The organism is Yersinia sp. 2466 StPb PI, assembly GCF_041538325.1.
In the GTDB taxonomy this organism is placed as follows: domain Bacteria; phylum Pseudomonadota; class Gammaproteobacteria; order Enterobacterales; family Enterobacteriaceae; genus Yersinia; species Yersinia enterocolitica_E.
On sequence record NZ_JAULSL010000001.1, the window covers coordinates 4,632,512 to 4,645,845 of the forward strand.

Sequence of the window (13,334 nt, forward strand, 5' to 3'; positions counted from 1 at the left end):
TCAAAAACGACTCAGATATTGCCCAAATACAGGTGACGAAAGCAGGCGGGGCAAGCCCCGCCATTTGAATCAATAACCAAGGCTCTTCTTGGATTCGTATTCCTGTTTAGCCGTATCAGGCTGTAACAGACGAGATTCTGTCTGGATAAACTTAGGCGGTTGGGTGCCATCTTTCTTCAGCGCAATTAATGCATCGAAAGCAGGGCCTGCCATATTCGGTGTCAACTCAACAGTAGCATTAGCCTCTCCGCTACTCATCGCTTTAAAAATATCAGGAACGCCATCGATGGATACAATTTTGATCTCTGAACCCGGCTTCAACCCGGCTTCTTTAATGGCTTGAATGGCACCTATCGCCATATCATCGTTATGTGCATAGACAGCACAGATGTTCTTACCGTTTTGCTCCGCTTTAATGAAACTCTCCATTACTTCTTTGCCTTTACTCCGTGTGAAATCCCCGGACTGAGAGCGAATTATTTTTACGTTAGGTGCCGACGCTATCCCGTCAGCAAAACCTTTCTTACGGTTAATAGCCACACTCGAGCCAACAGTGCCTTGTAGTTCAACAACATTACAAGGTTTACCTGCCACATCTTTCAGTAGCCACTCACCAGCGACTTTACCTTCATATACACTGTCTGAAGCCACTGCGGCGGTGTACAGGGAGGGGTCATTCACCTCTATCATTCGGTCAAGCAGGAATACCGGGATTTTAGCTTCTTTCGCTTCCTGCAAAACCGGTGTCCAACCCGTTGCAACCACAGGAGCAATAAAAATGGCATCAACACCCTGAGCAATAAACGATCTAACAGCCTTGATTTGGTTCTCTTGTTTTTGTTGAGCATCCGCGATTTTTAATGTAATACCGCGCTTTTCAGCCTCTTGTTTAGAAACCTTAGTTTCCGCAGAGCGCCAACCGGACTCTGAACCAATTTGAGAAAAACCCACGACTAGCGGAGCCGCTTGGACTGCACTACACATTGCCGCTGTTACAGCTGCTGCTAACAGTAAACGCCTGTACATATTTCTCTCCTCACTTGTCATCGTCGAGCCGCTGACTCACTACCATTCCGAAGAACAGTTAAGGTAATCATTCAGGTCATTTACTGTCCTGAGCATCGGCCAATTTGCAAATTATGTTGTTCTAAAAGCATATGATGTTTTTTAAGGTGAGCTTCCTGATAGCTAAAATGTTAATTAGTTTTAGTACATTTTGTAAAAGTAATAATGAGCAACGTCACACCACAGAATAACAATCGTTTTGTACATAAATTCAGCTAAATAGGTATGCATTGGGAACGTTACCTTTTAAAACTTTGTCAGGTTTAAAAAAGAACTGTTGTTAATGGCAGAATATTGTTCGAACAAAAAGATCTTTTCGGAATTGGTAAAATGGATGGAAAATATGAGGGAATAGAGGCCAGAACAGAGGTCAAGATAAAAGCAGAACTATGTTAAAGAAGTAGTGTAAGTGTATCGACGTATCATAAATGTACTAATTACGATTTTTGGGCATAAAAAAACCCCTCGCTTTCGCGAAGGGCTATTTATATGGCAGGGGCGGAGAGACTCGAACTCGCGACACCCGGTTTTGGAGACCGGTGCTCTACCAACTGAGCTACGCCCCTAAATTATGCTTAACATTATGCCTGCTAAGATAAGCAGGCATAATTTAAATAAGTGGCGGAACGGACGGGGCTCGAACCCGCGACCCCCTGCGTGACAGGCAGGTATTCTAACCAACTGAACTACCGCTCCACCGATTCTTTTACGCGTATCTTCCCGATACTTACCCTTGACAGGGCCAGCGCTCCGCGCTGTGCAAAACCGCTCTAAGCGATTTTGTTAGTTACCAGATGTCACTCTGGTAACTCGTGTTTGATGCCTGGCAGTGTCCTACTCTCGCATGGGGAGACCCCACACTACCATCGGCGCTACGGCGTTTCACTTCTGAGTTCGGCATGGGATCAGGTGGGACCACCGCGCTATGGCCGCCAGGCAAATTCTGTCTAAACTAACCCGCTATGCAATCCTGCACACAGCCAGCCAGCCCAATCTCGGAACTTCGCTGAAAATTTCTATCTCTCAAATCTAAAACACCTTTGGTGTTGTAAGGTTAAGCCTCACGGATCATTAGTACTGGTTAGCTCAATGCATCGCTGCACTTACACACCCAGCCTATCAACGTCATAGTCTTTAACGTTCCTTCAGGGGGCTTAAAGCCCCAGGGAAGACTCATCTCGAGGCAAGTTTCCCGCTTAGATGCTTTCAGCGGTTATCTCTTCCGAATTTAGCTACCGGGCAATGCCATTGGCATGACAACCCGAACACCAGTGATTCGTCCACTCCGGTCCTCTCGTACTAGGAGCAGCCCCTCTCAATCTTCCAACGCCCACGGCAGATAGGGACCGAACTGTCTCACGACGTTCTAAACCCAGCTCGCGTACCACTTTAAATGGCGAACAGCCATACCCTTGGGACCTACTTCAGCCCCAGGATGTGATGAGCCGACATCGAGGTGCCAAACACCGCCGTCGATATGAACTCTTGGGCGGTATCAGCCTGTTATCCCCGGAGTACCTTTTATCCGTTGAGCGATGGCCCTTCCATTCAGAACCACCGGATCACTAAGACCTACTTTCGTACCTGCTCGAGCCGTCACTCTCGCAGTCAAGCTAGCTTATGCCTTTGCACTAACCTCACGATGTCCGACCGTGATTAGCTAACCTTCGTGCTCCTCCGTTACTCTTTGGGAGGAGACCGCCCCAGTCAAACTACCCACCAGACACTGTCCTCACCCCGGATCACGGGGCCGAGTTAGAACATCAAACATTAAAGGGTGGTATTTCAAGGTTGGCTCCATGCAGACTGGCGTCCACACTTCGATGCCTCCCACCTATCCTACACATCAAGGCTCAATGTTCAGTGTCAAGCTATAGTAAAGGTTCACGGGGTCTTTCCGTCTTGCCGCGGGTACACTGCATCTTCACAGCGAGTTCAATTTCACTGAGTCTCGGGTGGAGACAGCCTGGCCATCATTACGCCATTCGTGCAGGTCGGAACTTACCCGACAAGGAATTTCGCTACCTTAGGACCGTTATAGTTACGGCCGCCGTTTACTGGGGCTTCGATCAAGAGCTTCGCCTTGCGGCTGACCCCATCAATTAACCTTCCAGCACCGGGCAGGCGTCACACCGTATACGTCCACTTTCGTGTTTGCACAGTGCTGTGTTTTTATTAAACAGTTGCAGCCAGCTGGTATCTGCGACTGGCTTCGGCGCCGGGAGCAAGTCCCATTACCTAATGCCAGCGTGCCTTCTCCCGAAGTTACGGCACCATTTTGCCTAGTTCCTTCACCCGAGTTCTCTCAAGCGCCTGAGTATTCTCTACCTGACCACCTGTGTCGGTTTGGGGTACGATTTAATGTTACCTGATGCTTAGAGGCTTTTCCTGGAAGCTTGGCATCAACTACTTCACCACCGTAGTGGCTCGTCATCACACCTCAGCGTTGATAAGCAACCGGATTTACCAAGTCGCTCCGCCTACATGCTTAAACCGGGACAACCGTCGCCCGGCTAGCCTAGCCTTCTCCGTCCCCCCTTCGCAGTAACACCAAGTACAGGAATATTAACCTGTTTCCCATCGACTACGCTTTTCAGCCTCGCCTTAGGGGTCGACTCACCCTGCCCCGATTAACGTTGGACAGGAACCCTTGGTCTTCCGGCGTGCGGGTTTTTCACCCGCATTATCGTTACTTATGTCAGCATTCGCACTTCTGATACCTCCAGCAACCCTCACAGGTCACCTTCAACGGCTTACAGAACGCTCCCCTACCCAACAACACCTAAGTGTCGCTGCCGCAGCTTCGGTGCATGGTTTAGCCCCGTTACATCTTCCGCGCAGGCCGACTCGACCAGTGAGCTATTACGCTTTCTTTAAATGATGGCTGCTTCTAAGCCAACATCCTGGCTGTCTATGCCTTCCCACATCGTTTCCCACTTAACCATGACTTTGGGACCTTAGCTGGCGGTCTGGGTTGTTTCCCTCTTCACGACGGACGTTAGCACCCGCCGTGTGTCTCCCGTGATAACATTCTTCGGTATTCGGAGTTTGCATCGGTTTGGTAAGTCGGGATGACCCCCTAGCCGAAACAGTGCTCTACCCCCGAAGATGAGTTCACGAGGCGCTACCTAAATAGCTTTCGGGGAGAACCAGCTATCTCCCGGTTTGATTGGCCTTTCACCCCCAGCCACAAGTCATCCGCTAATTTTTCAACATTAGTCGGTTCGGTCCTCCAGTTAGTGTTACCCAACCTTCAACCTGCCCATGGCTAGATCACCGGGTTTCGGGTCTATACCTTGCAACTAGACGCCCAGTTAAGACTCGGTTTCCCTACGGCTCCCCTATTCGGTTAACCTTGCTACAAAATATAAGTCGCTGACCCATTATACAAAAGGTACGCAGTCACCCAACAAAGTAGGCTCCCACTGCTTGTACGTACACGGTTTCAGGTTCTATTTCACTCCCCTCGCCGGGGTTCTTTTCGCCTTTCCCTCACGGTACTGGTTCACTATCGGTCAGTCAGGAGTATTTAGCCTTGGAGGATGGTCCCCCCATATTCAGACAGGATGTCACGTGTCCCGCCCTACTCATCGAGTTCACAGCAAGTGTGTTTTGGTGTACGGGACTATCACCCTGTACCGTGCGACTTTCCAGACGCTTCCACTAACACACAAACTGATTCAGACTCTGGGCTCTTCCCCGTTCGCTCGCCGCTACTGGGGGAATCTCGGTTGATTTCTTTTCCTCGGGGTACTTAGATGTTTCAGTTCCCCCGGTTCGCCTTGCATGGCTATGTATTCACCATGCAATAGTGCAACGAATTGCACTGGGTTTCCCCATTCGGGTATCGTCGGTTGTAACGCTTCATATCAGCTTACCGACGCTTTTCGCAGATTAGCACGCCCTTCATCGCCTCTGACTGCCTAGGCATCCACCGTGTACGCTTAGTCGCTTAACCTCACAACCCAAAGGTGTTTCTTCTGTTCAAGTCGGTTGCGCGTCGTGAATACAGCGTTGTGCGGTACTCGGAATGCTCATGAACATGAAGTTCACTCCGCTTCCTCCGTGCCGTACGCCTTGCCTTCACTTAGCTCACGCGACTCTCTTCATCAGAATACACATTGGCATTGCGATTATTTGAGAGACTCTAATACAGGTTAATCCTTACCTCAGTAATTCTACGGAGAGATAAGTTTCAGCTGTATTGTTTCAATTTTCAGCTTGTTCCAGATTGTTAAAGAGCAATATTTCACAACACACTGTGCCTTACGGCCGCAGTACGTTTTGAAATAGTTTTTTTATATGGTGGAGCTAAGCGGGATCGAACCGCTGACCTCCTGCGTGCAAGGCAGGCGCTCTCCCAGCTGAGCTATAGCCCCATATAAAAAGCAAAATACCTTATCGGCATAACTCATTCTCAGACAAGGTGCAGTCACGCGACGTTTATGGGTATAAACGAGTGTGTCTGTAACGCACTATGAGGATGAGTTGGTGGGTCTGAGTGGACTTGAACCACCGACCTCACCCTTATCAGGGGTGCGCTCTAACCACCTGAGCTACAGACCCAACAAGGTACTAAAGCCCGACTAATCTCTCAGTCCGGCCTTATTTGCTCGTTACTTTCTATCAGACAATCTGTGTGGACACTGCGCAATGCGTATCGTTAGGTAAGGAGGTGATCCAACCGCAGGTTCCCCTACGGTTACCTTGTTACGACTTCACCCCAGTCATGAATCACAAAGTGGTAAGCGCCCTCCCGAAGGTTAAGCTACCTACTTCTTTTGCAACCCACTCCCATGGTGTGACGGGCGGTGTGTACAAGGCCCGGGAACGTATTCACCGTAGCATTCTGATCTACGATTACTAGCGATTCCGACTTCATGGAGTCGAGTTGCAGACTCCAATCCGGACTACGACAGACTTTATGTGGTCCGCTTGCTCTCGCGAGTTCGCTTCACTTTGTATCTGCCATTGTAGCACGTGTGTAGCCCTACTCGTAAGGGCCATGATGACTTGACGTCATCCCCACCTTCCTCCGGTTTATCACCGGCAGTCTCCCTTGAGTTCCCACCATTACGTGCTGGCAACAAAGGATAAGGGTTGCGCTCGTTGCGGGACTTAACCCAACATTTCACAACACGAGCTGACGACAGCCATGCAGCACCTGTCTCACAGTTCCCGAAGGCACCGAAGCATCTCTGCTAAGTTCTGTGGATGTCAAGAGTAGGTAAGGTTCTTCGCGTTGCATCGAATTAAACCACATGCTCCACCGCTTGTGCGGGCCCCCGTCAATTCATTTGAGTTTTAACCTTGCGGCCGTACTCCCCAGGCGGTCGACTTAACGCGTTAGCTCCGGAAGCCACGCCTCAAGGGCACAACCTCCAAGTCGACATCGTTTACAGCGTGGACTACCAGGGTATCTAATCCTGTTTGCTCCCCACGCTTTCGCACCTGAGCGTCAGTCTTTGTCCAGGGGGCCGCCTTCGCCACCGGTATTCCTCCAGATCTCTACGCATTTCACCGCTACACCTGGAATTCTACCCCCCTCTACAAGACTCTAGCTTGCCAGTTTCAAATGCAGTTCCCACGTTAAGCGCGGGGATTTCACATCTGACTTAACAAACCGCCTGCGTGCGCTTTACGCCCAGTAATTCCGATTAACGCTTGCACCCTCCGTATTACCGCGGCTGCTGGCACGGAGTTAGCCGGTGCTTCTTCTGCGAGTAACGTCAATCAACCGTGCTATTAACACGATTGCCTTCCTCCTCGCTGAAAGTGCTTTACAACCCGAAGGCCTTCTTCACACACGCGGCATGGCTGCATCAGGCTTGCGCCCATTGTGCAATATTCCCCACTGCTGCCTCCCGTAGGAGTCTGGACCGTGTCTCAGTTCCAGTGTGGCTGGTCATCCTCTCAGACCAGCTAGGGATCGTCGCCTAGGTGAGCCATTACCCCACCTACTAGCTAATCCCATCTGGGCACATCCGATGGCGTGAGGCCCGAAGGTCCCCCACTTTGCTCTTGCGAGGTCATGCGGTATTAGCTACCGTTTCCAGTAGTTATCCCCCTCCATCAGGCAGTTTCCCAGACATTACTCACCCGTCCGCCGCTCGCCGGCAAAGTAGTAAACTACTTCCCGCTGCCGCTCGACTTGCATGTGTTAGGCCTGCCGCCAGCGTTCAATCTGAGCCATGATCAAACTCTTCAATTTAAGATTTGTTTGATTTGCTGCTAATAAAAGCAGCGATGCTCAAAGATTACTTTCTGCAAATAAGCATTCGAACCGAAGTTCAAATGTGTACTGCTTTGGTCACTCTTCAAGACTTTGATATTTCTTCTGCCTGCCGAAACAGGCTTCGATATCGTCTTGCGAGTGCCCACACAGATTGTCTGATAAATTGTTAAAGAGCGTTCGTTACCCGTTTGCCTTTCGGCGAATCTTACGGTAACGCGGGAGGCAGATAATACGCTTTCCCGCTGAAGAGTCAAGAGTTTCTTTGGTTTCTTTCGAAGTCAAAATCATTCTTTTCGCTTCCTGACCCGGCGAAGTATGTTTCGTTGTTCCCGGTCAGTGGAGGCGCATTATAGGGAGTTCCTGCCAGCCTGCAACCCCTAATTTGAAAAAACTTTTCAACCGCTGAATCTTTAGTCAAAACGCCTTTAAATTGGCAGTTTTTGCAGCACCGGGAAGCCATAACCCTGCAAAACGGGTAATAAAACGTCAGTATCTGCATTCAACGCCATGCAGTAAGCAATATTATCTTCCTGAGAAGAAACTACATTTTCTTGAGAAGAGATGAGCCAGGCAGTGCGACGAGCAATTGCGGCACCGGAATCGACCATGCGAGTACCTTCAGGCAACACTTGCGCCAACTCTTCTACTAATAGAGGGAAATGAGTGCACCCCAATACAATGGTGTCCGGCGGCTCACGCATTGCCAACCATGGGTGGAGGATTTTCTTTAATGTTTCGATAGGTACAGCACCACCATGCAACTTGGACTCTGCCAGTTCCACCAGCTCAGATGAACCCAGCAATTCAATTTTGCAATCGGTAGCAAAGCGCTCAATCAAGTCCCGTGTATAGGAAGCATGTACCGTGCCACGGGTAGCCAATAAGCCAACAACACCATTGCGGGTTAATCGCACCGCCGGTTTGATAGCAGGAACAACCCCAACCACAGGGAATGCAAAGCGTTCACGTAAAGCAGGAAGTACTACTGTGCTGGCGGTGTTACAGGCAATGACGACGATTGCCAGCGGATGGCGCTGCTGCACCGCAGTGACAATTTCCAGAACGCGTTCAACGATAAACTCACCGGACTTCTCCCCATAAGGGAAAGCGACATTGTCGAAAGCATATATATAGTGGAGATCCGGCAACAACTGCCGAATCTCTTGATAGACAGATAGCCCGCCAACACCTGAGTCAAAAATCAGTGCTGTCGGGCGAGGGGCAGTATCAGCCTTAGAAGTTATAGCTTCCGGTGAGGTAATACTCTCGTCCAGCGGTTTTATAGCCATAAGCCGTTTCGTAATCTTTATCAAACAGGTTAGCAATTCTACCACGAACTGTAAGATGAGAAGTAACCGGATAACTCGCTGAAACATCTACCGTGCTATAACTCGGTAATTCACGTTGAGTCGAGCTATAGGCTGAGGTGCTATTGTCATAGCGTTTACCGTAGTACTGATAAGAAACGTCCATATCCAGATTGAACATTGTCCAATCTAATTGATACTTGGCTTGCTGTTTAGAACGACGGGCTAAAACTTCATTATTCTTATCATTACGCGGATCCATATATTGCAATGTGATCTGGTGATTGAAAATGCCGGTATCGACGCTACCTGTCCATTCAACCCCTTTTATCGTTGCCGAATCAACATTGTAATACTGCCCTTTGTATGTATTTGGGTCGGAGAAGTAATCGATCAGGTTTTCAATTTTGTAGCGATAAGCAGACAAACGCCAATCAAGTGGGCCAGTCAATCCTTCCAGACCTGCCTCCCATTGGCGGGACTCCTCAGGTTTCAAATCACTGTTTGATATGATATCAAAGCGCTGCGAACCATACTGCTGACCCAGTGACGGGGCCAAAAATCCTGTTCCATAGGATAGTGTCGCACGATAATCGGGGATAAATTCCCAACCTGCGGCGGTTTGCCAGGTCTCATGCCAGCCAAACTGCTCATCTTTATCTTCACGGCCCGAGGCTTCCAGCGTCACACTACCTATCTTCTGCTGCCCGCTAAGATACAAACCGGTATTATCCCGCTTATATGTATCAGAGATAGTGGTACTCGATGAGGTCAAACGCTGTTGCTGCCAGTCAACGCCAGCACTCAGCGTTGCACTCTCAAAACTGTATGTATTACCCCATTGCACGTTACGCTGATCCATATCGTCCAGCGTAGTCGCCTCGCCATAACGCCCATATTGGCTGCTGTAGTTATAATCTTTGTATTTCTGATAGCTACCGATTAATTGAGAGGAGAAAGCCCCCGCAGCATAACGTAGCCCTGCGTCATAAGTATGGTTATATAATCGCTCCTCATCGCCACTGTAAGCAGGGGAAGAAATACTGCCAACATCGTAATCAGTATTGTTGGTGTAACCATAACCTCTGACGAAACCGGATATATCTTGGTTGAACTGATGCTCTAGCCCTGCCCAAAAATTTTTATTACGAAAACCATCCCGATCGCTATCCACTGGATTAGGTGAGTCGGGTTTAATGTTAAAACCGTTCGTGGTTTGATAGCCGCCCGCTATCGTCGCTAAAGTATCACCAAAACGTTGGCGAACGCTGCCGTCATATTGCTGGTAACCTTTAGAACCAACCCCGGCATTAATCTGCCCACCTTCCTGGTCTGACTGTGTAATCACGTTAATTACACCACCAATCGCCCCAGAGCCATATACGGCAGAGCGAGGCCCGCGAATATATTCAACACGTTGCACCAGAGAGAGAGGTATTTGATTAAAGTCGACACTATTGATGATACCGGTTCGCGCCAGAGGAATGCCATCGATCAGCACTAATACATGGCGGGCTTCGGTACCACGGATATACATAGAAGAGCCTTGGCCTAGCCCCCCGGTTTGGGCAATATCCACGCCAGGTAGCCGGCGCATCACTTCATTGAGGCTTTTTGCCTGCCAGCGGTCGATATCATCACGCGTTACTACATCGGTGGGTGCCAATACCGTGGAAACTGGCTGTTTGAAACGGTTGGCGGTAACCACCATTTCGTCTTTATTACCTGTTGTGGTGCTGTCCTGGGCCCATCCAGAAAATGCCGTCACAGAAAGGGCTGTGATCAGCGTATATTTTTTAATTGTCATGAATACAAGCATCCAAACTCAATTGGCGGATGCCGCAGTGCCATGGCCGATAGTTCGCGACGACCACGCATATTGCGACGTAATACCGGCAGGTCTTCGGGCTTGGGATCTCTGATGTCACGTCTTCTTCATTACTTAAATGAATTAATACCGTGAAATAGAGCTGGCGATGACTTCCCGCCCTTGCGGACAGTGTCTGGTTGAAACCTATCGCCGTAACTTCCCCTTACCGCTGCGCGTCAGCTCCGGATTTACACCGGATTCCCTTTTAACTCGTAGGTGTTTAAGTAACAGCATGAGGCCGGACCGCAATGCTACGATCAAGTAAAATAGATGTCTAGACTTCCATCCTCGTTATAGGGAATAAACACAACAAAACTGGACATCACTCCCACTTTCCCTACAATCCGCAGCAATACCTCTCTTTTATAATGGCCAGACGAGAAGAAACATGACTCCCGACATCCTGCCAACAGACAGTTACGACCAACAACTGGCGGAAAAATCTGCCCGTATTCAGACGATGATGTTGCCGTTTCAGGCACCTGCTGCGGAAATATTCCGTTCTCCGGCAGAGCATTACCGCATGAGAGCCGAGTTTCGCGTTTGGCACGATGAAGATGACTTGTACCACATCATGTTTGACCAGCAGACCAAACAGCGTATCCGTGTTGAACAGTTCCCGGTGGCAAGTTTGTTGATCAATCGTCTGATGAGTGCGCTGATGACGGCCATCAGGGCCGAACCGATTTTGCGGCGTAAACTGTTCCAGATTGATTACTTATCTACCCTAAGCGGTAAATTGATCGCCTCTTTGCTGTATCACCGTCAATTAGATGAAGAGTGGCAGCAGAAGGCGCTGGAATTGCGTGAAAAGCTACGCGAACAAGGTTTTGATCTGCAACTGATTGGCCGGGCATCGAAAACTAAAATCATGCTAGATCACGACTATATCGATGAAGTGTTACCGGTTGCTGGGCGTGAAATGATTTATCGTCAGGTGGAGAATAGTTTCACCCAACCGAATGCAGCGGTGAATATTCATATGCTGGAATGGGCGATTGATGCCACTAAAAACGCCAGCGGTGATTTATTGGAGTTGTATTGCGGTAATGGTAATTTCTCGTTGGCGCTAGCACGCAATTTTGCACGGGTGTTGGCAACAGAAATCGCTAAACCCTCAGTGGCAGCAGCACAATACAATATCGCGGCAAATAATATCGATAACGTGCAAATTATCCGCATGTCGGCTGAAGAGTTTACCCAGGCAATGCAAGGTGTACGCGAGTTTAACCGTTTGAAGGGTATTGATCTGAGCAGTTATAACTGCGAGACCATTTTTGTCGATCCCCCGCGCAGCGGGCTGGATAGCGAGACAGTCAAGCTGGTACAAGGTTATCCGCGTATCCTTTATATCTCCTGTAACCCTGAAACGCTGTGCGCCAATCTGGAACAGTTACAACAGACACATAAAATCAGCCGATTAGCACTGTTCGATCAGTTCCCCTACACCCATCATATGGAGTGTGGGGTATTGCTGGAAAAGCGCGGCTGACAGGCAATAGATAAGTAAAAGGGCAACGCGATGTTGCCCTTTTTCGTTTTAAAACATATCGCTTTCAGGTTATTGCGGCTGCTGGTTATCCGAATTATCTGGCTCAGATTCTGATTGCACCAACTTACGTGCTTTTAGCTTAAACAAGATCCAGAACACCAACACGACACAGAGAATAGAAGGAACGAAATTAGAACCAATTGCCGGATGCTCAACCCGAACAATCGCGCTATACAGCAAAATCCCGAGCAGGAAACACGCGGAGGCCAGTACTGGCAAGCCATGTGGCATGGCGAAATTGAGGTAGCGCTGATGCAAACAATATACGGCTAATATTAACGTTAGCAGCGGAAAAACTGAAAAAGGCACAAACGCGCTGAATAACGTGTTAAATGAACCATTTATTGCCAGGCCAGTAATCAACGCCAGCAGCAGGGTGCCGATTTCACGGCGAGACTGTTCCATCATTTTCCTTACCTTATTAAGTGCGAGATACGGCGAGTTTTTCCTGCTCGCGGCGATACCAATAATAAGCGCCCTTGGAGATCATCCGCAGTTGTAAGACCAAGCGTTCCTCTAACTGTCGCCGTTGTTCAATATCCACGTCCAGCACTTCTGCACCAGCACTGAAGACAATTGTCACCATGGCCTCAGCCTGAGCTTCAGTGAAGCTGCGTGGCATGTGGTTTTCCAATTCGAGGTAATCTGCCAGCTCAGCAATAAAATGCTGAATTTCACGTGCCACTGCGGCACGAAATGCGGCGGACGTGCCGGAACGCTCGCGCAGCAATAAGCGAAATGCATTCGGGTTATTACCGATAAATTCCATAAATGTAGATACGGAGGTACGGATAACACTGCCGCCCTTGGCAATCCGCTGGCGAGCCTGACGCATCAGTTGGCGCAACATCAGGCCGCTTTCATCGACCATTGTCAGGCCAAGTTCGTCGACATCGCGAAAATGCCGGTAGAAAGAAGTCGGTGCGATACCAGCTTCGCGAGAGACTTCCCGCAAGCTAAGGCTGGCGAAACTCCGCTCAGCGCTCAGTTGGCTGAACGCCGCTTCGATAAGGGAACGACGAGTCCGCTCTTTTTGTTGTGCTCTGACGCCCATAATCGTGCCCAAGGGATATCCAAATTCTCAATCTAAGATATATAGTCAGCAATATACCAAACTTTATAGTAACAACCGTTATACAAACGTATCATCCCAATACTGAATTGCCGCTTTACAACACACATCACGGTGATTTACCCATGGTTGATTGATTTATACCTGTCATCTTTCAATTTACAGATGTGTTGGCTGCATCTTGAAATCTATTGGGTATCTGGTTGGGATGATGTTAATGTATCGTTGTAATT

6 protein-coding genes, 4 tRNA genes, 3 rRNA genes and 1 riboswitch are annotated in these 13,334 nt (G+C 49.0%); of the genes, 1 reads left to right on the forward strand and 12 read right to left on the reverse strand.

What is annotated here, in order from left to right; translation table 11 throughout:
• Positions 1–69: 69 nt before the first annotated feature.
• The 10 genes from ytfQ to btuB form a co-directional block, all read right to left on the reverse strand.
• Positions 70–1,026 (reverse strand): galactofuranose ABC transporter, galactofuranose-binding protein YtfQ, encoded by a 957-nt coding sequence (ytfQ, locus tag Q2T72_RS20915; RefSeq protein WP_005162730.1) that lies wholly within the window; start codon positions 1,024–1,026, stop codon positions 70–72.
• A gap of 529 nt (positions 1,027–1,555) precedes the next feature.
• Positions 1,556–1,631: transfer RNA gene (locus tag Q2T72_RS20920), tRNA-Trp, on the reverse strand.
• 53 nt (positions 1,632–1,684) lie between these two features.
• A tRNA-Asp gene (locus Q2T72_RS20925) sits at positions 1,685–1,761 on the reverse strand.
• Positions 1,762–1,886: 125 nt separating this feature from the next.
• Positions 1,887–2,002 (reverse strand): 5S ribosomal RNA (gene rrf, locus Q2T72_RS20930).
• 113 nt (positions 2,003–2,115) lie between these two features.
• A 23S ribosomal RNA gene (locus tag Q2T72_RS20935) occupies positions 2,116–5,023 on the reverse strand.
• Positions 5,024–5,368: 345 nt separating this feature from the next.
• Positions 5,369–5,444 (reverse strand) — tRNA-Ala (locus tag Q2T72_RS20940).
• 110 nt (positions 5,445–5,554) lie between these two features.
• Positions 5,555–5,631, reverse strand: a tRNA-Ile gene (locus Q2T72_RS20945).
• 102 nt (positions 5,632–5,733) lie between these two features.
• Positions 5,734–7,276: ribosomal RNA gene (locus tag Q2T72_RS20950) — 16S ribosomal RNA — on the reverse strand.
• The 16S, 23S and 5S rRNA genes sit together here with 4 tRNA genes alongside, the layout of an rRNA operon.
• A 449-nt stretch (positions 7,277–7,725) precedes the next feature.
• The gene (murI, locus tag Q2T72_RS20955; RefSeq protein WP_083161826.1) at positions 7,726–8,589 is read right to left on the reverse strand and encodes a glutamate racemase; all 864 of its coding nucleotides are present in this window, start codon (positions 8,587–8,589) and stop codon (positions 7,726–7,728) included.
• Positions 8,534–10,414: a TonB-dependent vitamin B12 receptor BtuB gene (btuB, locus tag Q2T72_RS20960; protein ID WP_083163990.1), complete on the reverse strand. Its 1,881-nt coding sequence runs from the start codon at positions 10,412–10,414 to the stop codon at positions 8,534–8,536. Before btuB ends, murI begins: the two co-directional genes overlap by 56 nt.
• A gap of 69 nt (positions 10,415–10,483) precedes the next feature.
• A riboswitch (cobalamin riboswitch) is annotated at positions 10,484–10,735 on the reverse strand.
• A gap of 130 nt (positions 10,736–10,865) precedes the next feature.
• Here btuB and trmA point away from each other — a divergent pair.
• Positions 10,866–11,969: a tRNA (uridine(54)-C5)-methyltransferase TrmA gene (gene trmA / locus Q2T72_RS20965; protein WP_372569774.1), complete on the forward strand. Its 1,104-nt coding sequence runs from the start codon at positions 10,866–10,868 to the stop codon at positions 11,967–11,969.
• 69 nt (positions 11,970–12,038) lie between these two features.
• Here the strand turns inward: trmA and Q2T72_RS20970 are convergent, their stop codons facing one another.
• Positions 12,039–12,437, reverse strand: coding sequence for a YijD family membrane protein (locus tag Q2T72_RS20970; protein WP_083161822.1), 399 nt, complete (start codon positions 12,435–12,437; stop codon positions 12,039–12,041).
• A gap of 13 nt (positions 12,438–12,450) precedes the next feature.
• A complete protein-coding gene (gene fabR, locus Q2T72_RS20975; protein ID WP_005192099.1) occupies positions 12,451–13,083 on the reverse strand; it encodes an HTH-type transcriptional repressor FabR in 633 nt (210 codons plus the stop codon).
• Positions 13,084–13,334: the final 251 nt, after the last annotated feature.

Excerpts from the sequence above, each read along its gene's own strand:
- ytfQ (WP_005162730.1), bottom strand. The coding sequence starts at position 1,026 with ATGTACAGGCGTTTACTGTTAGCAGCAGCTGTAACAGCGGCAATGTGT.
- murI (WP_083161826.1), bottom strand. The coding sequence starts at position 8,589 with ATGGCTATAAAACCGCTGGACGAGAGTATTACCTCACCGGAAGCTATA.
- btuB (WP_083163990.1), bottom strand. The coding sequence starts at position 10,414 with ATGACAATTAAAAAATATACGCTGATCACAGCCCTTTCTGTGACGGCA.
- trmA (WP_372569774.1), top strand. The coding sequence starts at position 10,866 with ATGACTCCCGACATCCTGCCAACAGACAGTTACGACCAACAACTGGCG.
- Q2T72_RS20970 (WP_083161822.1), bottom strand. The coding sequence starts at position 12,437 with ATGATGGAACAGTCTCGCCGTGAAATCGGCACCCTGCTGCTGGCGTTG.
- fabR (WP_005192099.1), bottom strand. The coding sequence starts at position 13,083 with ATGGGCGTCAGAGCACAACAAAAAGAGCGGACTCGTCGTTCCCTTATC.